At 64.8% G+C, this 23,430-nt stretch carries 18 protein-coding genes; 13 read left to right on the top strand and 5 right to left on the bottom strand.

The window, feature by feature from the left end:
- The first annotated feature begins 97 nt into the window (after positions 1 to 97).
- The 8 genes from bamA to G3446_RS06130 all read left to right on the top strand — a co-directional run bounded on the left by bamA (position 98) and on the right by G3446_RS06130 (position 7,917).
- Complete coding sequence (gene bamA / locus G3446_RS06165) at positions 98 to 2,380, top strand: outer membrane protein assembly factor BamA (RefSeq protein WP_425338382.1); 2,283 nt, start codon at positions 98 to 100, stop codon at positions 2,378 to 2,380.
- A 65-nt stretch (positions 2,381 to 2,445) separates the two neighbouring features.
- Entirely contained in the window at positions 2,446 to 2,913 is a 468-nt protein-coding gene (locus tag G3446_RS06160) for an OmpH/Skp family outer membrane protein (RefSeq protein ID WP_164451844.1), read from the top strand.
- Positions 2,914 to 2,992: 79 nt separating this feature from the next.
- Entirely contained in the window at positions 2,993 to 4,039 is a 1,047-nt protein-coding gene (gene lpxD / locus G3446_RS06155) for a UDP-3-O-(3-hydroxymyristoyl)glucosamine N-acyltransferase (RefSeq protein ID WP_164451747.1), read from the top strand.
- Positions 4,039 to 4,569, top strand: coding sequence for a 3-hydroxyacyl-ACP dehydratase FabZ (gene fabZ / locus G3446_RS06150; RefSeq protein ID WP_164451745.1), 531 nt, complete (start codon positions 4,039 to 4,041; stop codon positions 4,567 to 4,569). The genes lpxD and fabZ overlap by 1 nt, the downstream gene beginning before the upstream one ends.
- Positions 4,566 to 5,336: an acyl-ACP--UDP-N-acetylglucosamine O-acyltransferase gene (gene lpxA / locus G3446_RS06145; RefSeq protein ID WP_164451743.1), complete on the top strand. Its 771-nt coding sequence runs from the start codon at positions 4,566 to 4,568 to the stop codon at positions 5,334 to 5,336. Before fabZ ends, lpxA begins: the two co-directional genes overlap by 4 nt.
- 132 nt (positions 5,337 to 5,468) lie before the next feature.
- The gene (gene lpxB, locus G3446_RS06140) at positions 5,469 to 6,656 is read left to right on the top strand and encodes a lipid-A-disaccharide synthase (protein WP_164451741.1); all 1,188 of its coding nucleotides are present in this window, start codon (positions 5,469 to 5,471) and stop codon (positions 6,654 to 6,656) included.
- Positions 6,650 to 7,225, top strand: a complete 576-nt coding sequence (gene rnhB / locus G3446_RS06135; protein WP_164451740.1) for a ribonuclease HII — start codon at positions 6,650 to 6,652, stop codon at positions 7,223 to 7,225. The genes lpxB and rnhB overlap by 7 nt, the downstream gene beginning before the upstream one ends.
- 311 nt (positions 7,226 to 7,536) lie before the next feature.
- The gene (locus G3446_RS06130; RefSeq protein WP_164451738.1) at positions 7,537 to 7,917 is read left to right on the top strand and encodes a c-type cytochrome domain-containing protein; all 381 of its coding nucleotides are present in this window, start codon (positions 7,537 to 7,539) and stop codon (positions 7,915 to 7,917) included.
- A gap of 486 nt (positions 7,918 to 8,403) precedes the next feature.
- On the opposite strand, the gene G3446_RS06125 is transcribed toward G3446_RS06130, so the two are convergent.
- Complete coding sequence (locus G3446_RS06125) at positions 8,404 to 11,523, bottom strand: efflux RND transporter permease subunit (RefSeq protein WP_164451736.1); 3,120 nt, start codon at positions 11,521 to 11,523, stop codon at positions 8,404 to 8,406.
- Entirely contained in the window at positions 11,520 to 12,599 is a 1,080-nt protein-coding gene (locus G3446_RS06120) for an efflux RND transporter periplasmic adaptor subunit (RefSeq protein ID WP_164451734.1), read from the bottom strand. The genes G3446_RS06125 and G3446_RS06120 overlap by 4 nt, the downstream gene beginning before the upstream one ends.
- A 244-nt stretch (positions 12,600 to 12,843) precedes the next feature.
- On the opposite strand from G3446_RS06120, the gene G3446_RS06115 reads away from it, so the two are divergent.
- Complete coding sequence (locus tag G3446_RS06115) at positions 12,844 to 13,308, top strand: (2Fe-2S)-binding protein (RefSeq protein ID WP_164451732.1); 465 nt, start codon at positions 12,844 to 12,846, stop codon at positions 13,306 to 13,308.
- Complete coding sequence (locus G3446_RS06110; RefSeq protein ID WP_164451730.1) at positions 13,301 to 15,451, top strand: xanthine dehydrogenase family protein molybdopterin-binding subunit; 2,151 nt, start codon at positions 13,301 to 13,303, stop codon at positions 15,449 to 15,451. Before G3446_RS06115 ends, G3446_RS06110 begins: the two co-directional genes overlap by 8 nt.
- 182 nt (positions 15,452 to 15,633) lie before the next feature.
- On the opposite strand, the gene G3446_RS06105 is transcribed toward G3446_RS06110, so the two are convergent.
- Together G3446_RS06105 and G3446_RS06100 are read right to left on the bottom strand one after the other, a co-directional pair.
- A complete protein-coding gene (locus G3446_RS06105; RefSeq protein ID WP_164451728.1) occupies positions 15,634 to 16,065 on the bottom strand; it encodes a SufE family protein in 432 nt (143 codons plus the stop codon).
- 34 nt (positions 16,066 to 16,099) lie between these two features.
- Complete coding sequence (locus G3446_RS06100; protein ID WP_164451726.1) at positions 16,100 to 16,426, bottom strand: HesB/IscA family protein; 327 nt, start codon at positions 16,424 to 16,426, stop codon at positions 16,100 to 16,102.
- Positions 16,427 to 16,672: 246 nt separating this feature from the next.
- Between G3446_RS06100 and G3446_RS06095 the strand changes: the two genes are divergently transcribed.
- Positions 16,673 to 19,204, top strand: a complete 2,532-nt coding sequence (locus tag G3446_RS06095; protein ID WP_164451723.1) for a PAS domain S-box protein — start codon at positions 16,673 to 16,675, stop codon at positions 19,202 to 19,204.
- A gap of 328 nt (positions 19,205 to 19,532) precedes the next feature.
- Here the strand turns inward: G3446_RS06095 and G3446_RS06090 are convergent, their stop codons facing one another.
- A complete protein-coding gene (locus tag G3446_RS06090) occupies positions 19,533 to 20,198 on the bottom strand; it encodes an LON peptidase substrate-binding domain-containing protein (protein ID WP_164451842.1) in 666 nt (221 codons plus the stop codon).
- A 430-nt stretch (positions 20,199 to 20,628) separates the two neighbouring features.
- Between G3446_RS06090 and egtB the strand changes: the two genes are divergently transcribed.
- Positions 20,629 to 21,933 carry an ergothioneine biosynthesis protein EgtB gene (gene egtB / locus G3446_RS06085; RefSeq protein WP_425338381.1) on the top strand — a complete coding sequence of 435 codons (1,305 nt, stop codon included), beginning with the start codon at positions 20,629 to 20,631 and terminating at the stop codon, positions 21,931 to 21,933.
- Entirely contained in the window at positions 21,930 to 22,985 is a 1,056-nt protein-coding gene (egtD, locus tag G3446_RS06080; protein WP_164451722.1) for an L-histidine N(alpha)-methyltransferase, read from the top strand. Before egtB ends, egtD begins: the two co-directional genes overlap by 4 nt.
- The last annotated feature ends 445 nt before the right edge of the window (positions 22,986 to 23,430 follow it).

The raw sequence follows: 23,430 nt of genomic DNA, 5'->3' as shown, positions 1-23,430 counted from the left end.
GGATGCCGACCGTCTGAGCAGACGGCGCCTTGACGTAGGGGACCTCGTGTTGCGCGTGACTATTCGGAATCTCGCCTCTGGTGCTCAGCGGGCGCTCCTGCTCGCTGTGCTGCTCGTTTTCGTGCAGCTTCCCGCCTTCGCCCAAGTTTTCCAGGTCTCCGACATTCGCGTCGAGGGACTGCAGCGGATTGCGCCCGGCACGGTGTTCAACTATCTACCCGTCCAGATCGGCGACACCGTCGGCGAGGATGTCACCGGCGGCATCATCCGCTCCTTGTACCGCACCGGTTTCTTCGATGACGTGCGCGTCGAGCGCGACGGCAGCGTGCTCGTGATCTGGGTCAGGGAGCGCCCCGCCATTGCAGAGATCAAGATCACGGGCAACAAGGACATCGATACGGAGGCCTTGACCGCCGCGCTTGCCGATATCGGCCTCAAAGAGGGGCGGGTGTTCAACCGGTCCGTGCTGGACCGCATCGAGCAGGAGCTCGAGCGTCAGTATTTCGCGCGCGGCAAGTACGGGGTCCTCATTCAATCGACGGTCTCGCCGCTGGAGCGCAACCGCGTCGCGGTCAACATCGAGATCACCGAGGGGCTGACGGCCCGCATCAAGCAGATCAACATCATCGGCAACGACGCCTTCAGCCAGAAAGAGCTGCTCAAGCAGTTCGAGCTCGGCCCCACCCGCTGGAGCTCCTTCTACAGCAAGAACGACCAATACTCCAAGCAGAAGCTCGCCGGTGATCTCGAGTCGCTGCGCTCCTTCTATCTGGATCGCGGCTACATCAAGTTCGACATCAAGTCGACCCAGGTCTCCATCAGTGCGGACAAAAAGGAGATCTATGTCACCGTCTCGATCGAGGAGGGCGAGCCTTTCCGCGTGAGCGACATCAAGCTGGCCGGCGATCCCTCGGTTCCCGCCGAGAAGCTGTTTCCGCTGATCCAGCTCAGGCGCGGCGAGTATTTCTCGCGCAAGGCCACGACCGAGAGCGCCGAGCGCATCTCGAGCCTGCTCGGTGACGAGGGCTATGCCTTCGCGAACGTCAATACGGTGCCGGAGATCGACGAGGCGGCGAAAGAGGTCACGGTGACCTTCTTCGTGGACGCCGGCAAGCGCGTCTACGTCCGCCGGGTCAACATGAAGGGCAATACCCGCACGCGCGACGAGGTGCTGCGTCGCGAGATGCGGCAGCTCGAGACCGCCTGGTTCTCGGCCGACCTCGTTCGCAAGTCCCGCGAGCGCTTGCAGCGGCTCGGCTATTTCGAGGACGTCACTATCGAGACGCCGGCGGTTCCAGGCTCCGCCGATCAGGTCGATGTCGACGTCACGGTCAAGGAAAAGCCGGCAGGCAACCTGGCCGCGGGTATCGGCTTCTCGCAATCCCAGGGCATCTTGCTCAATGCGAGCGTGACTCAGAAGAACTTCCTCGGTACGGGGAAGCGCGTCTCCTTGGCCTTCAATACCAGTACCGCCACGCGACTCTACCAGCTCGGCTACAACAACCCCTATTACACCGTGGACGGCATCAGCCGCGGCTTCGATCTCTCCTATCGGGAGACGGATTTCGACGAGCTGATCGGCGCCGACTACTCGACAGATGTCGGCCTCGCGGGCATGACCTTCGGTCTGCCGATCACGGATACCAGTCGCGCGGGCTTGGGCTTCCGCTATCAGTACACAGATTTCACGGCGGGAGAGTCGGGCATCGCGCAGCAGTTCGTGGAAGACAACGGCAACACCTTCCACGATCTCTTGATCTCAGCGTCCTACACGAGCGATACGCGCGATACCGCGATCTTTCCGACGAGTGGTGGGCTGAGGGTGGCGAGGGCCGAGATCGCGGTCCCCGGCAGCGATCTTCAGTATTACAGGGTCGGCTTCGAAGAGCAGCGATTCATCCCGCTGACGTCGCGTTTCGTGTTTGCGATGACTGCGGATGTCGGCTACGGCGATGGCTACGGAGATATCGACTATCTTCCTTTCTTCGAGAACTACTATGCAGGTGGTCCGCGCTCCGTGCGCGGCTGGGTCGCGAACTCCCTGGGACCGCGCGAGATCGACACCGACGATCCGGTGGGCGGCAATCTCAAGCTGGTCGGTAGCCTGGAGCTCTTCGCGCCGGCGCCCGTCGGCGGGGAGTTCGAGAAGACGCTGCGTCTCGGGGCCTTCTTCGACTTCGGCAACGTCTGGTCGACCTATGACTCGGACCTGCTCGCACCCACGGGCTTCGATATCGGCGATCTGCGCTACTCGACGGGACTCTCCGTGACCTGGCTGTCACCAGTTGGCGCGCTCTCGCTCAGCTTGGCCTTTCCGCTCAACGAGCAGGACGGCGACGACGCCCAGGTCTTCCAGTTCGGATTCGGTCAGACCTTCTAGTGAAGGCGGAGCTTGTTTTGAAGACGCTCTTGCTTTGCCTGGCGACGCTTTTCGGCGCCTTGGCGATGCCGTTGGCGGGTGCGGGCGACTACCGCATTGCCGTGGTGGATCCCAATCGGGTCGTCGAGCAATCGCCGCAATACGAGGCGGCGAGGGACGCGCTTCAGGCCGAGATCGAGGAGCGCGAGCGTAGCCTCAGAGGGCAGCAGGAGCAGATCGCCGCACTGCAGCGTCAGCTCGAGAAAGACGGTCCGCTCATGAGCGAGAGCGAGATCCAGCGCTTGCAGAATGACATTCGGAGCCGGACGCGCCGGCTCAAGTACGCGCGCGACGAGTTCCAGGAGGATTTCGCGCTTCGCCAGAACGAGCTGAGGACCAAGCTCGGTCGGCAGGTGCAGGAGGTCGTCGTCGAGCTGGCCAAGGAGAATGACATCGACCTCATCATCAGTGACGGCTTGGTGTACTCGAACCCGCGCATCGATATCTCGGATCTGGTCATCGAGCGTCTGAAGGAAGTCTTCGAGAAGAAGTGACGCGAGTGCGTGGCACCTAGCCTGGCCCGAGCGGTCGAGCTGGGCTCACGACGAACAGGCTGCCCGGGAGATCAGTTCATTGGAGGTGCGTCTTAAAGAGCTCTCCGCGCGCTTGGCGGTCCCCTTGCGGGGCGACGGCGAGGCCGTGGTATCGCGCGTCGCCCAGCTCGCCAAGGCCGATTCTCGGAGTCTGACCTTTCTGGGTGACGCCAGGTATCGCGACTATCTGCCCGAGACCCGTGCCGGGGCGGTGGTTCTCACCGAGAAGGACGCCGCGCTCGCCAAGGTTCCGGTGCTCATCAGTGAGAACCCTTATCTCACCTACGCACGGGCCGCGCGCATCCTGCATCCGGATGCGCCGATAGCTGGGGGAGTGCATCCCTCGGCGGTCGTGGATCCCAGGGCTCGCATCGACCCGTCCGCCTGGATCGGTCCGACCGCGGTCGTCGAGGCGGGCGCGGTCGTCGAGGCCCGTGTCTTCGTGGGTCCAGGGTGCATCCTGGGCGAGGGCGTCTGCGTCGGAGAAGATAGCCGCTTGGTCGCGCGCGTGACGCTGTGCGCTGGGACTGTGGTCGGCAAGCGGGCGCTCATGCATCCAGGCGCGGTCATCGGCCGAGAGGGCTTCGGATTCGCTCGCGACGGCGCGCTCTGGGTGCGCATTCCTCAGATCGGTCGCGCCGTGCTGGGCGATGATGTCGAGATCGGGGCGAATACCTCGGTGGATCGCGGCGCCATCGAGGACACAGTGATCGGCAACGGCGTGAAGCTGGACAACCATATCCAGATCGGCCACAACGTCGTCATCGGCGAAAACACCGCGATCGCGGCGAATGCCGGCATCTCGGGCTCGACGCGGATCGGACGTAACTGCACGATCGCGGGCGCGGTCGGCATGGCGGGACACCTGGAGATCGGCGACGACGTCCACTTCACCGGCATGGCGATGGTCACGCGGTCGTTCACGCAGGCCGGATCCTACAGCAGCGGCATCCCTGCCATGCCGAGTGGCGATTGGCGGCGCAATGTGGCGCGTTTCAGGCATCTTGACGAGCTGGCGCGCCGAGTCAAACAACTGGAAGCAGCAATCGAAGCAATGAACGCAAAGAAAGGCCAGGGTGAGTCCTGATGGATGGATCGCATCAGGCGCCGACGAATTCCCGAGAGCAAGACAGTCGTGCAGAGCAAGATAAGCGTGCGGAGAGTGTTGTGAGCACCATGGATATTCACAAGGTGCTGAGCCTCTTGCCGCACCGCTACCCCTTTTTATTGGTCGACAAGGTCATCGACTACAAGGTCGACGACTATCTCGTCGCACTCAAGAACGTCAGCTTCAACGAGCCCTTCTTCATGGGACACTTTCCGGTGCGCCCTGTGATGCCTGGGGTTCTCATTGTTGAGGCGATGGCTCAGGCGACCGGGCTCCTGGCGATGGCATCCCGTCCGGAGCAGGTGGGGGAGAAGTCGCTCTACTATTTCGTCGGCATCGACAAGGCGAGGTTCAAGCGCCCGGTCGAGCCCGGCGATCAACTGATCATGGAAGTCAAGCTCGGTCCCGTGCGGCGCGGCATCTGGAAGTTCGATGGCGAGGCGCGCGTCGACGACAAGGTCGTCGCCACCGCCGAGATCATGTGCACCGCAAGAGACTTCACTGCTTGATCCACCCCACGGCCGTCATCGATGCTGGTGCCGAGCTCGACTCCAGTGTTGAAGTCGGTCCCTTCGCAGTCATCGGCGCGGATGTCAGCATTGGGGCTGGTACCAGCGTCGGGCCACACGCGGTGCTCAAGGGTCCCATGCGTATCGGCCGGGACAATCGCATCTTCCAGTTCGCCTCCGTCGGGGAGAATCCTCAGGACAAGAAGTACGGCGGGGAGTCCACCTGGCTCGAGATCGGCGACCGTAACCAGATCCGCGAGTTCGCCACCCTGCACCGAGGGACGGTGCAGGACAAGGGAGTGACGCGGATCGGCAACGACAATCTCTTCATGGCCTATACCCATGTCGCGCATGACTGTGTGATCGGTGATCACGTCATCATGGCCAATGCGGCGTCCCTGGGTGGGCATGTCGAGATCTATGACTGGGTGATCCTGGGCGGTTTCACCATCGTGCATCAGTTTTGCCGCATCGGCGCGCATGCCTTCTGTGCGATGGGGTCTGTTCTCTCGCGGGACGTGCCGCCTTATGTCACGGTGGGCGGCCATCCCGCGGAGCCCCATGGCATCAATGCGGAGGGGCTGAAGCGGCGCGGCTTCTCGGCGGATGCCATTCAGGCCATCAAGCGTGCCTACCGGGCGCTCTACCTGGCGAATCTCAGACGCGATCAGGCCGTCGAGCGCATCCGCGGCATGAGCGACGATGCGCCCGAGCTGCAGATGCTGCTCGATTTCATCGCCACGTCCACACGCAGCATCGTCCGTTGATGTGGCGGCGGCGGTCTCCTGTCCCGCGGCCTAGCCGTCCCAAGCGCGATTGGACGCGCCTGCCTCACGCCATCGGCTTGCCGGCGTCTCCCGAGGACGTGCGTTGGGAGGATCCTGCTCGGAGGCGAGCGGATGCCTGAGGGCGGCGATCCGCTCGTCGTCGGCATCGTCGCCAACGAGCCGTCCGGCGACCTCCTGGGTGCGTCCCTGGCTCAGGCGATTCGTGCGCGCGTGCCCAATGTCCGATTCGTTGGAATCGCGGGACCGCGTATGCTCGAGGCCGGCTGCAGTACGCTTTTCGATCAGGAGCGCCTCGCGGTCATGGGCCTGACCGAGGTGCTTGCGCACTTGCGCGAGCTCTTGGCGATCCGTGCCGCGCTCGAGCGCTATTTCCTCGCCAATCCACCTGATGTCTTCATCGGTGTGGACGCGCCTGACTTCAATCTCGGTCTGGAGCGGCGCTTGCGTGACAAGGGGATCCGTACCGTTCATTTCGTCAGTCCGACGGTTTGGGCATGGCGGCCCGGTCGGGTCCGTGGCATTCGGCGTGCCGTCGATCTCATGCTCAGCATCTTTCCCTTCGAAGAGACCTTTCTGCGCGAGCACGGCGTTCCGGCGACCTACGTCGGCCATCCGCTGGCGGAAGCCATCCCGCTGGAGGTCGATCGCCTCGCCGCGCGTCGGGCGCTTGGCTTGCCGGAGCAGGGGTGCTTGGTCGCCGTGCTGCCGGGAAGCCGGATGGGCGAGGTCGAGCGCCTCGCCGAGCCCTTTATCGAGACTGCCAAATGCTGTTTCGAGGCGCGGCCGGATCTGGTCTTCGCGGCCCCCATGGTCAGTGGGCGTCTCCGCGCGCTGTTCGAGGCGAAGCTGAGGCATTGCGCCCCCGGTCTGCCCCTGAGTGTCGTCGACGGGCATAGCCGTAATGTCTTGGCGGCGGCCGACTGCGTGCTGACGGCGTCTGGGACCGCGACGCTCGAGGCCTTGCTGCTGAAGCGTCCAATGGTCGTCGGCTATCGGGTGCATCCCATTTCCTATCATCTCGTCAAGACACTGGGTCTGGTCAAGGTGCCGCATGTGGCGATGGCGAACCTCCTGGCCGGTCGCGAGCTGGCTCCCGAGCTGCTCCAGGATCGCTGCAGACCGGAGCTGCTCGCGCCCGCGCTCCTGGGTCTGCTGGACGACGGCGATCGTCGCCGTTTCATCGCATTCGAGTACGCACGTATCCATCGTGAGCTGCGTCGCAATGCCGCCGATTCGGCGGCAGTGGCGGTCCTCGATCTGATTGGTCATCCGGCGTCGGGCGCGCCTTCACCATGCTGATCGCCGGGGTCGACGAAGCGGGCAGGGGGCCCCTGGCGGGCCCCGTCTATGCGTCCGCGGTGATCTTGGGCTCGGCGCGGCCGCTGTCTGGAATCGATGACTCGAAGCGGCTGACGGCGGCGCGGCGCGAGCGTCTGGATGTCGAGACCCGCGCCTCGGCCCTGGCTTGGTCGATTGCCACGGCGAGCGTCGAGGAGATCGATCGCCTCAATATCCTGCAGGCCTCCATGCTCGCCATGCAGCGTGCGGTCGCCGCGCTGGCAGTGGCCCCCGGTCTCGTCCTCGTCGACGGCAATCGCTGTCCGCCGCTCGAGGTGGCGTCACAAGCCGTCGTCGGCGGCGATGGACGGGTTCTGGAGATCGGGGCCGCTTCCATCCTCGCCAAGGTGGCGCGTGATCGCGCCATGCTGGCATTGGACGACGCCTGTCCGGGATATGGCTTTGCGGCGCACAAGGGCTACCCCACGGCCGCGCACCTTGCGGCTCTGACCCGCCTTGGGCCAACGTCTCATCATCGCAAGAGCTTCGCTCCGGTCAGGCGTGTGCTCGAAGGGCGGGATCCGCCTTAGCGCGGGCCGACTTGCATCCTGTCGGCTCCTAGGGTGCTCGGTGAAGCTCTGATCCGGAAGCGACCTGTCAGCCACCAGCGGCCAGCGCGATACTGACCGTCCGCAATCGCCATACGAAAAGTCTATTCCTCGTCGGTCAAACTGTTGCCTGGGTCATAGTTTTGATCTCCAGCCAGGAGCTATGTTTACAGCGTCAGACGCTCCGCCTTCGGTGCAATTTTCTGGTTGCCCGAAGGACGGGCTCAGCGGTGGCGAAGTGGTTCGGTGGCTGCACGCACAGCCTTGCTCTATCCGATGTAGGAGATGACGAGATGAAAAAGATCATGAAATATTCCGCCGTCCTTGGGCTACCTGTCGCACTGATGCTCGTGGGCTGTGGTAAAGACCCGAGCGTCAGCTATTCCGCAGACGTCAAGCCGATCCTGCAGCAGCACTGCGTCGAGTGTCATCTCAACGGTGGTGCTGGCTTCGAGGCGAGTGGCTTCCTCGTCGAGTCCTATGACTCGCTGATGAAGGGCACTAAGTTCGGCCCGGTGATCGTTCCAGGTGACTCGATCTCGAGCAGCCTCTACCGCCTGGTCGCCGGTGAAGTCGATCCGTCGATCCGCATGCCGCATCAGAAAGAGCCGATCCCGGATCAAGAGATTGCCCTCATCGAGACCTGGATCGCACAAGGGGCGCAGAACAACTGATCGCGATGGATTTCCAGTGGTCTTTCCACCAATGAGTCCGAGGCGGTCTCATGCCTCAGGCTCGACCGAGAATCGCGGCGACATGTCCGCGTCTCTGACCCATGAATCGGGGGGGCACGGATGCCTCGCCGGTCTCAAGCTCCATACCCGCCTGATCCCTTAGCGGCGCAAAGAACGGGCCTTCAGGACAGGGGCCAAGCGCGCGTCGAAGCGGCTTTTCGCGAGTCCTTCGACGGCCGCGCGCATCTTTCCAGGGATCTTCCGTCGATCGGCGTGACCGCCGACAGCACAGGGATGTGCGAAAGAACATCCGCTTCCGCCTGAGTCGAGAGGCCGCTGCCGCTAGCCTGGCGAGGTGCAGCCCCGCCATCCACCCTGCAGCTCCGCTCTTCTCCCAGCCTTGCCTGCTCGATCCGGTCGATAGGCTGCGATCGCGACTCGGAAACCAGGGCTAGCGTGGAGGGCAGATGTCCTCGCGGCCGAGCATCAGGCTCGGCTCTCGGTCAGCTCGTGCTCCAGCTGCCGCTTGACGTCCCCTGGCGAGCCGGTGCGGCGCGCCAGCTGGTCATAGGCGACGGGCACGACCACGAGGGTGAAGAAGGTCGCCGCCAAGACGCCGGCCAGGATCACCGTGCCGATGACCATGCGTGTCTCCGAGCCCGCCCCGCTCGAGAGGAGGAGAGGGATGGATCCCGCGGCCGTGGTGATTCCGGTCATGAGGATGGGGCGCAAGCGCACGCTGGATGCCTCGAGCAGGGCCGTGCGGAATTCCTGCCCCTGATCCCGGAGCTGATTGGCGAATTCGACGATGAGGATGCCGTTCTTGGCGGAGAGGCCGACTAGCATGATCAGCCCGATCTGGCTGTAGATATTGAGCGTCTGTTCCGTCGCCCAGAGCCCGAGGAGGGCGCCTGCCATGGCGAGGGGCACGGTGAGCATGATGACGAAGGGGTGCACCCAGCTCTCGAACTGGGCGGCGAGCACCAGGTAGACGACGGCGATGCCCAGCAGGAAGACGAAAAGCACCCCTTGGCTGCTGGAGCGCAGGTCGCGGCTCTGTCCCTTGTAGTCGATCTGGGCGCGCTCCGGCAGGTGCTCCCGGACCTTGAGCTCCAGGTAGCTGAGCGCCTTGCCCAGTGCCAGATCGTCTTCCAGGGTCGCCTCTAGGGTGATGGCGCGGATGCGATTGAAGCGGTTGAGGCTTGGCGAATCCGCCGACTCCTCGACCTTCACCAGATTGGCGAGCGGGATGAGCGCGGCGCTGCGCGAGGAGCTGACATAGAGATTGTCGAGGCTGCCCGGGGTGCGCTGCGTCTCGCGCTCGCCTTCGAGGATGACGTCGTACTCCTCCCCGCTCTCGAGATAGGTGGTGACCTTGCGCGAGCCCAGCATGGTCTCCAGGGTGCGCCCGATGGTCCCGACGGTCACGCCGAGATCCGCGGCCCGGTCATAATCGATCTCCACCTCGAGCTGCGGCTTGGTCTCCTTGTAGTCCCAGTCGATCCCGACCAGGCCGGGATTGTCCTTCTCGATCTCGCCGAGCAGGGTGTCGCGCCACTGCGCCAGCTCCTCGTAGGTGCCGCCGCCGAGCACGAACTGGACGGGCTTCTGAGTGCGGCCGCCGAACCCTTGCCGCATCACGGGGAAGGCCCTAACGCCTGGGAGGTCGGCGAGCTTGGCGCGGATCTCGCCCATGATGGTCCAGGCCGAGCGGCGCTTAGCGTAATCGGCCAGCACGATGATGACGATGCCGCTGTTGAAGGTCGCCGTGCTGGAGAAGGATCTGGGTGTGCGCACCAGCACACGCAGCGCCTCGCCGCTCTCCGCATAGGGCAGCAGCCTGCGCTCGATCTCGTTCATGTAGTCCTTCATGTAGGCATGGGAGGCCCCCTCCGGCCCGTTGACCAGGACAAAGAAGGCGCCGCGGTCTTCCTTGGGGGTGTACTCCCTGGGGATCTGCTGGAAGAGCCAGACGGCGGCGGCCAGTGTGGCGACCAGGCTGAGCAGCACGATCCACGGCTGGCGCAGCAGGAAGCCAAGCGCGCGGGCATAGGCGTGCCGCACCCATTCGAAGGCGCGGTCCACCATATCGAGCAAGTTGTGGCCGCGGCTGTCGCCCTGATGGCTCGGCGGCAGGACCTTGGAGGCGAGCATCGCGGAGAGCGAGAGCGCGACGAAGGAGGAGAAGACCACGGCGGCGACCATGGTCAGGGCGAACTCCGCGAACAGGCGACCGACATCGCCCTGCAGGAAGGCGATCGGGATGAAGACCGACGCCAAAACCAAGGTGGTGGCGATCACCGCGAAGCCGACCTGACGTGTGCCGCGATAGGCCGCGACCAGCCGTGTCTCGCCATACTCCTCCATGCGCCGATGGATGTTTTCCAGCACCACGATGGCGTCGTCGACCACCAGGCCGATCGCCAGGACTAGGGCGAGCAGGGTCAGTATATTGACGGAAAAGCCTAGAGCCAGCAGCACCGTGAAGCTGGCGACGATGGAGACGGGCACCGTGACGGCCGGGACCAGTGTGGCGCGCAGGCTGCCGAGAAAGAGGAAGATCACCAGGATGACCAGGCCGATAGCGATGCCCAGCGTCTTATAGACCTCACGAATGGCGTCCTTGACGAAGACTGAGGTGTCGTAGCTTTGTTTGATCGCCATGCCCGCCGGCAGCGTCGCGTTGACACGCTCCATCTCGGCCTTGGCGGCCTCGGCGACCGCGATGGTATTGGCCGTCGACTGCTTGATAATGCCGATGCCGACCATGGGCACGCCGTTGCCGCGGAAGAAGGTGCGGTCTTCCTCGGTGCCGCGCTCGACGCGGGCGACGTCGCCCAGGCGGACCAGATAGCCGTCCTGGCCGCGCGCCAGCACCAGTCGCGCGAAGTCATCGGCGGTGTTGAAGCTGCGAGTGACCCGCACGGTGAACTGGCGATCGATGGATTCGACCTCGCCGGCCGGCAGCTCCAGATTCTCGGCGCGCAGGGCGTCTTCGACATCGGCCACCGTGAGGCCACGCGCGGCCAGCGCCTTGCGGTCGAGCCAGACGCGCATGGCAAAGACCTGGCTGCCGCCGATGCGCACGCGCGCGACGCCGTCCAGCACCGAGAAGCGATCGACCAGGTAGCGGCGCGCGTAGTCGGTCAGCTCGGGGACGCTCATGCGGTCGCTCGTCAGATTGAGCCACATGATGACGTCTTCGTTGCTGTCGACCTTCTGGATCTCGGGCGGATCGGTCTCGGCCGGCAGCTGGTCGAGAACGGCGGAGACGCGATCGCGAATGTCGTTGGCCGCGCCGTCGATGTCGCGATCGATGCTGAATTCGACCGTGACCCGCGAGCGCCCGTCCTCGCTGCTCGACTCGATGGTGCGGATGCCTTCGATGCCGGCGATGCGATCCTCGATCAGCTGAGTGATGCGGTTCTCGACGACGATGGCCGCCGCGCCTGGGTAGAGGGTTTCGATCGAGACGACCGGCGGGTCCGTATCCGGGAATTGGCGCAGCGGCAGGCGGTCGAACGAGACCAGCCCAAAGGCGACGAGCAGCAGTGACAGGACGCTCGCGAGGATCGGTCTTGTGATGGAGACATCCGAGAGGATCACTGCGCGCGCTCCGTCAGGGCGGCCTGGTCAGGCGCGCCGTCATCCGTTTCTAGAATGCTGAGCGGCTGACCGGGGCGAATCTTGTCGTGGCCGTCGGTGACGACCCGCTCGCCGTCATCCAGGCCCTGCCGCACCTCGACCAGGCCGGGGAGGCGGGTCCCGATCCGGATGCCGCGGCGCTCGGCCGTCAAGCCTTGGTCGGCTTCCTTCAGGACCATCACGAAGTGCTTCTGGCCCTCGTGAAGCACGGCTGCTTCCGGAATCACGATCCCTTTGCGCGGATTGGTCAGCAGATCGACCTGCATCAAGAGACCTGGTCTCAGCTTGCCGCTGGGGTTGGGTACCAGGGCGCGCACCAGCACGGAGCGTGTCACCGGGTCGATCCTGCTGTCGACGCCGCGTACCACGCCCATAAAGACCTCGTCGCCGAAGGCCGCCGTCTTCGCCTCGATCTTGAGCCCAGGCTCGAGGTCCTTCAGGTAGCGGCTCGGCACGGAGAAGTCGAGCTTCATGACGCGGTCGTCGTCGAGCGTCGTGATGAGGTCGCCCGGCTCGACGAGGGCGCCGCGGCTGATGTTGCGCAGCCCCAGGACGCCGTCGAAGGGCGCCTTGATGATGCGGTCCGCGAGCCGCGACTCCAGTGCGACCAAGACGGCGCGGGCGGTATCCAGGTCGCGCTTGCGCTCGTCGAGCAAGGACTCCGACGCCGAGCGCTGGGCGACCAGGGACTTGACGCGACGATACTGACGCTCCGCGTCGTCCACGCGCACCTGCGCCTCTTCGAGCAGGGCGTGCTCCTCGGCGCTGGTCATCTCGACCAGCAGCGCGTCCGCCTCCACGCGCTCCCCATCGTCGAAATGCACCACCGAGATGGTCTCGGTGACATTGGAGGTGATGGCCACGGACTCGTTGGCCTTGAGCGTCCCGAGTGCCTCGACGCGCTCGGTCAGGGCGCGGACGCTGGCGGTGGCGGCCATGACCGGGGCTGGTTTTCCGGGGCCGGCACTGGCCGCCTGGGCGGCTGCCGGCTGAAGGAAGAGGAGCGTGCAGAGAAGGACAAGCTTAATATGCGGCATCTTGGTTGATTGGCTCTCGGCGTCGAAGGGCTCTGGGCGTCTGGATGCTCGGCTGCGTGCTGAAGCTGGTTGTAGGCGTTGTGGGCGAGTGATGAGCCTTGGCGCAAGCGCGCGGCTCCGCCGGAGCTGCAGTATCATCCTGAGGCGCTCCACTATTGACCCCTTGATGGGCTTACTTTCGCCTTTCCCCGAAATCTGCAATGCTACCTGGCCTTGCGTCCGTTTGATCCTGACTTGGGATGCGATGATCTCTTTGAATTTGAACGGCGAGCCGCGCGAGCTCGATTTGGATCCGGAGATGCCGCTGCTCTGGGTGCTTCGCGATCACTTCGGGCTGACCGGGACCAAATATGGCTGCGGTCGCTCGGAATGCGGCGCTTGCACCATTCACCTCGACGGTGAGCCGGTGCGGGCGTGTGCGACCACCCTGGCCGAGGCGCAAGGTCGCTCGATCACCACCATCGAAGGGCTCTCCCCGGATGGACGTCATCCCCTGCAGCTCGCCTGGGTCCTGGAGCAGGTTCCTCAGTGCGGCTACTGCCAGCCCGGTCAGATCATGATGGCGGCCGCGCTCCTCAACAAGCATCCGCGGCCCACGGATGCCCAGATCGACGAGGCCATGTCGGGCGTGCTGTGCCGCTGCGGCACCTATGAACAGATTCGCCGCGCCATCCTTCGCGCCGCCAACCCGGAGGTCCGGAATGGCTGACGCCAAGCATGGACCTGGCATGACCAGGCGCGCGCTGCTCAAGGTTGGCCTTGCCGCTGGGGGCGGGCTGGCGCTTGGTGTCTGGCTGAGTGCGGATGCGGAGACGCGGCCCGCCGCGTCAGCCGCGACGGAGGTCGAGCCGAACGCTTGGATCCGTCTCTTGGCAGATGGCCGTATCGAGCTGATGCTTGCGCGCTCCGAGATGGGGCAGGGCGTGATGACGGCCCTGCCGATGCTGATTGCCGAGGAGCTGGAGGTCGGGCTGGATCAGGTCGAGGTCGTGGCAGCGCCCGTCGCCCCGGCCTACGAGAACGCCCTGCTCGGTGAGCAGGCGACAGGTCAGAGCACCTCGGTCCGCGATGGCTGGCTCAAGCTGCGCGAAGCAGGTGCCGTGGCGCGGACCCTGCTGATCCAGGCGGCAGCCTCCGTTTGGCAGGTGCAGGTGTCGGAGTGCCGCGCGCATCGCGGCAGCGTTCACCACAGCGATGGTATCCGCCGTCTGAGCTATGGGGCGCTCGTCGAGGTGGCGGCCGGACTCGAGCCCGACACGCGGGTCGCCCTCAAGTCGCCCGAGAGCTGGCAACTGATCGGCACCTCGCCGCAGCGTCTGGACGTGCCCGCGAAGGTGCTCGGCCGCGCCGACTTCGGGCTCGATATCAGACTGCCGGGACTTCGTTTCGCCACTATCTATCGCTGTCCAGTGCTCGGGGCCTGGGTGCAGGGCTGGCGGGACGCCGCCGCACTCGAGGTCCCCGGAGTCCGAGATGTCTTCGCCGTGCACAGCGGCATCGCGGTGCTGGCCGACTCGACCTGGGCGGCGCTCGAGGGCCGCGAGAAGTTGGAGGTCAGTTGCAGACCGAGCGGCAATCGCCGCCTCGAGACGCCGCGCATCGAGGCTCGGCTGCAGATCGGGCTCAAGGGGCGCTCGGCCGTGGCGCGCAAGCATGGCAACGTGAGCCGGGCCCTCGCCAAGGCCGCGCAAGAGATCGAGGCGGTCTACCAGGTTGGCTTTCAGCCGCATGTCTGCATGGAGCCCATGACCTGCACCGCCGAGGTGCGCGCCGACGCCTGCGTCCTCCATGTTCCCACTCAGGCCCAGGAGGCGGCGCGCGCCTTGGCCTGCCAGATCACCGGCCTGGAGCCAGAGCGCGTCAGGGTCCACACCACTTTCGTCGGCGGTGGCTATGGGCGCAGGCTCGAGCAAGACTTCGTCGCCGACGCGGTCGAGCTGTCGCAGGCGGCCCGTTGTCCGGTGCAGCTCATCTGGACGCGCGAGGACGACTTTCGCCACGACGACTTCCGGCCCATGACGCTGCATCGGCTGCGTGGTGGCGTCGACGATCAGGGGCGAGTCAGGGCCTGGTTCCACCGCGTCGTCGGGCCATCGGTGCTGGCGCGGGTCGCGCCCGAGCGGATTCGTGACGGCATCGACGATGCAATGGTCGAGGGGGCTGCGGACATCCCCTATGCGATCCCCGCGGCGCGTGTCGAGTATCGGCGCGCCGACACCCCGGCTCCGATTGGGCTCTGGCGGGGGGGCGGCTATACGCACAACAGCTTTGCGGTCGAGTGCTTCCTGGACGAGCTCGCCGGCCTGGCCGGGCAGGATCCGATCGCGATGCGGCGACAGCTGCTTGCCGAGAGTCCGCGCCAGCTGAAGCTGCTGGACCATGTGGAGGGGCGCTTCGCCTGGGGCGAGGAGCCGCCCGCGGGGCGTGCGCGTGGCCTGGCACTCGTCTCCGCATTCGGGAGTCACATCGCGCAGGTGGCGGAGGTCTCCATCCAAGACGCCAGCGTCCGGGTGCACCGTGTCCAGTGCGCGGTGGATTGCGGCTCTGTCGTCCATCCGGAGATCGTCAGGTCGCAGATCCTGAGCGGCATTGCCTTCGGCTTGACCGCCGCGCTCAAGGGCGAGATCACCTTTACCGACGGCCAGGTCGACCAGCTCGGCTTCGACACCTATCCCCTGCTGAGATTCGATGAGATGCCCGAGGTCGCCGTGGATATCCTGCCCAGCGTCGCCGAGCCGGGCGGCGTGAGCGGACTTGCGGTGCCCGGGATCGGACCTGCGGTCGCGAACGCGGTACGCGTCCTCACCGGGCAGCCGATTCGCGCCCTGCCGATCCGACTGCCGCCGAGCTGAGGGGCTGGCTTGCGGCGCAACACCCCCTCAGCAGGCTAGGAGCCTGTCCGACTTGGGGGGGGCGAAGCGAGGAAGTGGGAGAGCGAGGCCATTTCGCGCCGGTTTTGAGGCGCATAGGGGGTCTATGTAACGAAAAACCGGCGCGAAAGGGGCCGTTCTCCCGGTTCCGCAGCCGATTCATCCTAAGTCGGACAGGCTCCTAGGGCCTGGGCTTGCCCCTTCATCTTATTGACGATGGCGTAGACGCCTACATGCCGATTGGGGCTGAGGTGCTCCTCGAGCTGGAGTCCTTCGAAGAGGGCATCGACATCCAGCGCCTCGATCTGCGCTGGCGTCTTTCGTGAGAATAGGCCTACCAGCAGGGCGACCACACCCTTGATGATCGCCGTGTCGCAATCGCCGCGATAGATCAGGTGGTCGGGCCGGTCGGGATCCGGCTCGGTGGCGACATGGACCAGACTCATGCACTCGACGACCCGGTTGGCTTGGGTCTTGAGCGCCGCCGGCATCGCCGGCAGGCGCTCGCCGATCTCGACCAGGTACTGATAGCGCTGATCCCAGTCGCCCAGCAGCTCGAAGTTCTCGATGATCTCTCTGATCTCGTCATTTTCCATGGAGCGGACTCTTCATTCGGGTGTGCGCTGAGCGTCAGACGCTGAAGGACTCGCCGCAGCCGCACTGATCCTTGGCGCGCGGATTCTTGAACTCGAACCCCTGATTCAGCAAGTTCGACTTCACGAAGTCGATCTCCATACCGTCGATGTGCTCCATGCTCGCTTCGTCGACCACGACCTTGACCCCGAAGCTCTCGAAGATCTGATCACCGCCGTCCAGGCTGTCGGCGTAGTCGACATCGTAGGCGAAGCCGCTGCAACCGCTCTTCTTGGTCCCGACCCTTAGCCCAAGCCCATGGCCGCGCTTCTCGATCATGTCGGCGACGTGCCGCGCAGCGGCCTCTGTCAGTGTGACTGCCATCTTCTATACCTCTGAGTGCGAATCCTGATTTCGGTCAGGAACTAGACGCGAAAGCCCCAGATTTCAAGGTTGAATGGGGATTATCCGGCGAGTATGGTCGATGCGATACCGCCGTCAGCTCACGCAGACCCTCCCTTGCTTCCCCATCTCCACGTGCTCGCAGCCGGCCAGCGTAGCGTCTCCCAGTCAGATGCTGGCGCCGCGATTGCGATTTGTACACTGAGCCCGGATCTGGCGCCGACCTGGGTGAGACGTCCACAGCAAGTGGGGGCGCCGCCGGTCGCTGGCTGGGATGGAGCCCTGGTGGCTTGTGCCGAGCTCAAGCAGCTTGCGACGCAAGTCATGCGGACGGGGCGTGCCTATCAAGGGCGCTTCGTGCTCGGAGATTCAACGCAGCAGCGAGCGCTCGATCTTACCCTGGTGCCCTCGAAAGATCCGGCTGGAAACGTCTTTGGCCTGACGCTCTGCGCCCTGGACTTGACGCCAATGGACAAGGTGGTCGCCGAGCTTGCGCGAGAGGCCGAGACCTGGCGGATCCTGACGACGCATACCTTCGATTGGGAGTATTGGATCGGGCCGGATGGCGGGCTGCGATGGATGTCGCCCTCGTGCGAGGCGGTGACAGGCTATGGGGTCGAGGCATTCGAAGCCGACCCGACGCTCTTGACCTCGATCGTTCATGCCGAGGATCGCCAGGCCTTCACCGAGCACCTAAGCGGAGAGCCATTTCTTCGGCCAGAGACTCGGCTGAGGCTGCGCATTCAGAACGCGAATGGCCAGGTCCGCTGGGTCGAGCATGCTTGTAAGCCCGTCTATGGGTCCGACGGCACTTTCGCGGGGCGGCGTGTCGCAAATCGCGATATCACTGACACTATGCGGGTGGAGCAGGCGCTGCGGGAAAGCGAGAATCAGTTTCGGCTCATGTTCGAGCTCGCGACCGTCGGCATGGTGGTCGTCGAGCCGGAGACCCGGCGTCTGCTGCGCGTCAACCAGCGACTCCGTCGTCTCTTGGGCTACGAGGCCGACGAGCTGCTGCGGATGACCTTCAGGGAGCTTACCCACCCTGAAGACCTCGCTTACGACGCCATTCGCTACCAGCGGGCGCTGCGTCAGGAGGATACCGACTACTTCGTCGAGAAGCGCTATATCCGCAAGGACGGTCGGGTGATCTGGGCGTTGGTCAACATGACCTTCATCCGCGACGACGCCGGGCATCCGCTGCGCGCCCTGGCCGCCATCATCGACATCACGGACAGACGCGCGGCGGAGGATCGCGCGCGGGATCTGGCGACGGTCGTCGAATGCTCGTCCGATCTCATCGCGATCGCGAGCCTGGATCATCGTGGCGTTTATATCAATCAGGCGGGCAAGCATCTCGTCGGGCTGGACCCTGACGTCGAGCCGGCTGTCATCAAGATCGAAGACTTCTTACTGCCCGAGGATCATCCCTTCTTTCGCGAGACCATCATGCCGGCGGTCGAGCGGACGGGGCGATGGGCGGGGGAGTTTCGCTTTCGCCACTTCCGGACCCGAGAGCCCATCGCGGTCTTCTACGATGCCCTGCGCATCGACGACCCCGAGACCGGAAGGCCGCTCCAATATGCCACGGTGACGCGCGACATTCGCAAGGAAAAGGCGGCCGAGCAGGCGCTGCTCGAGGCCGACCGCCGCAAGGACGAATTCCTCGCGATGCTCGGCCACGAGCTGCGCAATCCCATGTCGCCGATCCGCAATGCGGTCGAGATCATCCGCTCGATCGGGATCGGTGAGGATCAGCGCATCGTCTGGGCGGTCGACGTGCTCGATCGCCAGACCGCCCACATGGGGCGACTGCTGGACGACCTGCTCGACGTCTCGCGGATCGTGCGTGACCGCATCGACCTGGATACACGTGAGATCGCGCTCAGGGAGGTGGTAAAGCAGGCCGTGGATGGGGTGCGGGCGATGATGCAGGAGCGCGACCACAGGTTCGGTTACGAGCTTCCCCCCGAGCAGGTGCGCGTCCAAGGCGATCCGGTCCGGCTTTCTCAGATCCTGCTCAACCTCCTGGTCAACGCCGCGAGATATACGCCGCGTGGCGGAGCGATCGACGTCGATCATGCCCTGGACGGCAGGGATGTCGTGGTGCGGGTGAGGGACAATGGTCAGGGGATGTCGGCGGTCCAGATCGAATCCATGTTCGGGGCCTTTGCGCAAGGCGTCACGCAATCCGAGTCAGGCGATGGTGGCCTGGGTCTCGGGCTGACGATCGCCCGGCGCCTGGCCGAGCTGCACGGCGGTCGCCTGGACGCCCGGAGTGAAGGGTCTGGCTTGGGCTCAGAGCTGGAGCTGCGCCTTCCGCTGCTCGCGGACGATCATCCGACCGCCGCGCAGCTGCCGTTGAAGTCGCATCCCGCGGCCGGAGGTGGCGAGGCGCTCAAAGTCTTGGTGGTGGATGACAACGCCGACGTGTCGGGCGCGCTGGCCATGCTGCTCGAGATTCAAGGCTATCAGGTGCGCACGGCCAGCTCGGGTGCCGAGGCGCTCGCGCTGCTCGGAGACTTCGAGCCGCGCCTCGCCTTGCTCGATATCGGGATGCCAGGCATGGATGGCGTGGAGCTCGCGGGACGGCTCCGTCAGCGTTATCCGGAGCCCGGACGATTGATGCTCGTCGCCCTGACCGGTCTCGGTCATGAGCACGCCCGCGAGCGGTCCTTGGACGGCGGTTTCGACGAGCATTTGGTCAAGCCGCTGGAGCGAAGCAGGCTCCAGGCAGTCTTGGATCGCTTGTCCTGCTAAGGGTGGGGCGACCTGTCGATCGAGAGACGCGCAAGGCGCAAAGGACAGGGGCTCGGCTCGTCGACACCTAATACCAAGGAGCCCGCTCTAGACCATCACGACAGCCATCCGAGAGCCAATCCAAGCTGTGCAGCTCCGCATTGGCCGATGTTGCGGGTGAGCTGGCCCCGGACTTCCCGAAGCATCTCCTCTGAGACGACTTCTCGGCACATGGATACAAGCCGGCCGAGCGGCTGGACAAGGCGCCTGATCAGGCGGGGCGTAACAGAGCGTCATCACTCATTGGCTGCGCGACGCGGCTGTCGATCATCCTCTTTTTCGAGCCGCGTCAGTGCCTATGTTCGGCGACCCGCATGCTGGAGGCCGCCGCCATGTCGAGCAGACCGCGCATGAGCGAGGCCCGCTCTGCCGCCTGTAGAGTCTCGATCAAGGCCTGTTTGTCCTCCGGGCTGAGGGGCAGGTGGGCGCAGAGGAGATTGATCAGCTCGCCGTCGCCCATCTTCTCGATGTCGTCCCAGGGGATCTCGACGCCGCGCAGGCTGCAGTAGGTCTTGAGCGAGCCGAGAAAGCCATCGCGATCCCCGATCGCCGGGCCCTCTTCGGCGTGATAGTCGGCGGCGAAGCGCTCCCAGTCGGGCTTGACGCGCCTGTACCCGTTCTGCTCCTCGAGCGCTTTCGACACCTGAAAGCGACAGACGCCGGTCAGGACGAGGATAATGCGCCCGTCGGACGTCTCGCTGTAAGAAGTGATTCGGCCCGCGCAGCCGACACGATGGATCTCGGGCGTCTCCTCCATCATGGTCTCGCTGGTTGGCTGGATCATGCCGAGGAGATGGCTCGACGCAAGGCTGTCGGTCACCATGTTGAGGTAGCGTGGCTCGAAGATGTTGAGCGGAAGTTGGACACCCGGCATGACGACCGCCCCGGCCAGCGGAAAGATCGGGATTTCGCGGGGGAGATCAGAGAATTTCGGGAAGAAGGGATTACGAGTCATCATCTACTCCAGGCTCCGACGCGGGCGCTCGGCGCGATTGCGCTGCTGCCGCTTAGCTTGCGATCTCTTGGCCCCTACATGGGGCATCAATCGCAGTTCTACAGCCCGGACTGCGGGGTGAGCCGATCCGCTTCCTTCTCGGCATGCGGTCGGCGCGGCCTGGCTCCCTGCGGCGTGCAGTCCGGGCCTCCTCCCGAGCCGAATCCTGAAAGCCCGACTGACGGGGTTGGTGGAAATCGCTCCTGCCGGCCGCACAGTCTGCGGGCAGGCGCGCTTGCCGGCGCTGCCGTCGGCCATCCATCCGAGAGGCTGGTGGTCCGATTCGGCTCAGCCGAATCCCGGCGGCCGGGTGTTGGCTTGGCCTGCGCATCCAGCAATCGCGGTCGTCGCGCGGGCGCGCGCAGTCAGGACCTGAGCAGATGAGGAAACCATGCAGGAATCGTCAACCATGAAGGACGCGGCCGGAGATTCGCGCGCCGTGCTCCGCGAGCGCTTCAAGCGCGCTCGAGCCTTCTCCGAGCGACTCTGCGAGCCGTTGGAGACCGAAGACTACGGCCTCCAGACGGTCGTCGAGGCCAGTCCCCCGAAGTGGCACTTGGCGCATGTGTCCTGGTTCTACGAGACCTTCCTTCTCAGGCCCTTCCTCCCGGCCTACAGCGTCTTCCATCCCAGGTTCGAGCACCTCTTCAACAGCTATTACGAGCAGACCGGGGCTGGCTTCTGGCCTCGCCAGGAGCGCGGCCTGCTGTCCCGCCCGACCGTCGCCGAGGTCTACGATTACCGCCACCATGTCGACGCGGCCATGCTTCGGCTGATCGAAGGCTGCGATGTCGCCGACTGGCCGCGCGTGGCAATGCGTCTGCAGATCGGCCTGAATCACGAGCAGCAGCATCAAGAGCTGCTCGTGACCGACATCAAGCGCCACTTCGCCCACAATCCGCTGCGGCCGGCTTACCTCAAAGACTTGCCTCAGTCGCCGCTCGCGGATCCCGCACCCCTGCGCTGGGAGCCGCTCGAGGGCGGTCTGGTGCGTCTGGGCCTGGACAGCAGCGGACCGGACGCGGCGTTCGGCTTCGACAACGAGCGCCCCAGGCACAGGGTCTTTCTCGAGCCCTTTGCGGTTGCCGATCGTCCCGTGACCAATGGCGAGTACCTCGAGTTCGTTCAGGACGGCGGCTACCAGAATCCAGCGCTCTGGCTCTCGGACGGCTGGGCCGAGGTTCAGACACGCCGCTGGCGCTGCCCGCTGTACTGGGAGGAGGTGGATGGCGCCTGGCAGCTCATGACCCTCTCCGGCATGCGCCCGTTGAATCCAGCCGAGCCGGTCTGCCACCTCAGCTACTACGAGGCCGATGCCTTCGCGACCTGGGCCGGGAAGCGCCTGCCGACCGAGGCCGAGTGGGAGCATGCCGCGGACGCGGTCGAGATCGCGGGCAACTTCGTGGACGACGGCTGGCTGCATCCGCGTCCTGCGCCCGATGGCGCGGGGCTCAAGCAGCTCTTCGGCGACGTCTGGGAGTGGACCGGCTCCGCCTATCTGCCCTATCCAGGCTATCGTGCCCCGGCCGGCGCACTCGGGGAGTACAACGGCAAGTTCATGTGCAATCAGATGGTGCTGCGCGGTGGCTCATGCGCCACCTCGCTGGATCATATCAGGCCCACCTATCGCAACTTCTTCTATCCAGTCGAGCGCTGGCAATTCAAAGGATTCCGACTCGCGGAGACACTCAAATGACGCAAGCCGCAGCGGCAGCTTACCGGGACCCCCAAGGTCCGGCCCTGGACGCGCACTCCGATTCGGCAGAGCCGACGCAGGACGCCCGGGTCAGCTTTTGCGACTACCATCCGACGATAGCCGACCTGCGCGAGGAGGTCCTCCAAGGCTTGAGCCAGTCTCCGAAGCGGCTCTCGCCGAAGCTCTTCTATGACCGGCGCGGCTCTCAGCTCTTCGACGCCATCACCGAGCTGCCCGAGTACTATCCGACCCGAACCGAGATCGGCATCCTGGAGACCCATGGCGAGGCAATGGCCGACCGCCTGGGCCGCGAGAATGTCCTCATCGAGCTGGGGAGCGGGAGCAGCCTCAAGATTCAGACCTTGCTGGCGGCCCTGCGGCCCCATGTCTACGTGCCCGTCGACATCTCCAAGGACCACCTGCTCGCGTCCGCCCACGCGCTGGCCGAGCGCTTCCCAGGACTGATGATTCTGGCCGCCTGTGCCGATTACTCCGGCCCTTTCAAGCTGCCCTTGGAGCCCGGCTGGAGCCAGCTCGCGGCCTTCTTTCCCGGATCCAGCATCGGCAACTTCGAGCCGCAGGAGGCCCGCGGGCTTCTGCGGCGGGTCGCCGGCGTGCTCGGGGAAGGCGGGCGATTGCTCATCGGCGTCGATCTGCGCAAGGACCCGAGCCTTCTGAGTGCCGCCTACAACGATGCACAGGGGGTGACCGCCGCCTTCAATCTCAACCTCCTGACGCGCATCAACCGCGAGCTGGAGGCGGACTTCGATACCAGTGCGTTTCGTCACAAGGCCTTCTTCAACGCCGAGGTCAGCCGTATCGAGATGCACCTTGAGAGTCTGTGCGACCAAAGCGTGCGGATCGCCGGACGCGAGATTCCCTTCAAGCAGGGCGAGACCATTCATACCGAGTGCTCCTACAAATACAGCATCGCGGATTTCCAGGCTCTCGCGCGCGATGCCGGTTTCGAGGCGGAGGAGGTGTGGACGGACTCCGAGCAGCTCTTCAGCGTCCATTGCCTGCGGGTTGCTGCCCGCGGCAGCCTGGCCTAGCGGAGCGACACTGAGCGCATCTGCGCTCAGAAGCTGTCTGAATACAGCCCCTCCGTCGTCAGAGGCGCGCCTCGAGAAAACGGACAGAATCAACAAAGCTTTGCAGGATTGACGGGATTTCTTCAGATAAAAGAGTGCTCTGCATGAATCCTGCGGATCTTGAGAATCCCGTGAATTCTGTCCAGTGTTCGGGCAAGCCGCTTCGCGGTCTTGGCATGCAAGGATCTCTTGGGCAGCGTCTAGCGCCTTTGCGCGCTCCTTCTCTCGGGGGCTCAAGTCGGCGATTTCCTTCTCGACCGCCGGACGGTCCCTTTCTCCCGCTTCCGTTGCCCTGGGTGATTTCCTGAAATGATCTTACCCAGAACAGCGCCTCCAGTCGGATGAGCAAAGCCCCTGGCACGCCGGCGCGCATGGGGAAGCCGTTTGTGGGGCGTGCCCACCCAGG

The sequence above is a fragment of the Thiorhodococcus minor genome (assembly GCF_010820565.1).
Taxonomy (GTDB): domain Bacteria; phylum Pseudomonadota; class Gammaproteobacteria; order Chromatiales; family Chromatiaceae; genus Thiorhodococcus; species Thiorhodococcus minor.
The sequence above is the reverse complement of the archived record's forward strand: the minus strand, read 5'-3'. Positions and strand labels throughout refer to the sequence as shown.

What these genes read in the sequence shown, in the direction of transcription:
- G3446_RS06160 (WP_164451844.1), top strand. Translation starts at nt 2,446, where the DNA reads ATGCCGTTGGCGGGTGCGGGCGACTACCGCATTGCCGTGGTGGATCCC.
- fabZ (WP_164451745.1), top strand. Translation starts at nt 4,039, where the DNA reads ATGGATGGATCGCATCAGGCGCCGACGAATTCCCGAGAGCAAGACAGT.
- lpxB (WP_164451741.1), top strand. Translation starts at nt 5,469, where the DNA reads ATGCCTGAGGGCGGCGATCCGCTCGTCGTCGGCATCGTCGCCAACGAG.
- rnhB (WP_164451740.1), top strand. Translation starts at nt 6,650, where the DNA reads ATGCTGATCGCCGGGGTCGACGAAGCGGGCAGGGGGCCCCTGGCGGGC.
- G3446_RS06130 (WP_164451738.1), top strand. Translation starts at nt 7,537, where the DNA reads ATGAAAAAGATCATGAAATATTCCGCCGTCCTTGGGCTACCTGTCGCA.
- G3446_RS06120 (WP_164451734.1), bottom strand. Translation starts at nt 12,599, where the DNA reads ATGCCGCATATTAAGCTTGTCCTTCTCTGCACGCTCCTCTTCCTTCAG.
- G3446_RS06115 (WP_164451732.1), top strand. Translation starts at nt 12,844, where the DNA reads ATGATCTCTTTGAATTTGAACGGCGAGCCGCGCGAGCTCGATTTGGAT.
- G3446_RS06110 (WP_164451730.1), top strand. Translation starts at nt 13,301, where the DNA reads ATGGCTGACGCCAAGCATGGACCTGGCATGACCAGGCGCGCGCTGCTC.
- G3446_RS06105 (WP_164451728.1), bottom strand. Translation starts at nt 16,065, where the DNA reads ATGGAAAATGACGAGATCAGAGAGATCATCGAGAACTTCGAGCTGCTG.
- G3446_RS06100 (WP_164451726.1), bottom strand. Translation starts at nt 16,426, where the DNA reads ATGGCAGTCACACTGACAGAGGCCGCTGCGCGGCACGTCGCCGACATG.
- G3446_RS06090 (WP_164451842.1), bottom strand. Translation starts at nt 20,198, where the DNA reads ATGACTCGTAATCCCTTCTTCCCGAAATTCTCTGATCTCCCCCGCGAA.
- egtB (WP_425338381.1), top strand. Translation starts at nt 20,629, where the DNA reads ATGCAGGAATCGTCAACCATGAAGGACGCGGCCGGAGATTCGCGCGCC.
- egtD (WP_164451722.1), top strand. Translation starts at nt 21,930, where the DNA reads ATGACGCAAGCCGCAGCGGCAGCTTACCGGGACCCCCAAGGTCCGGCC.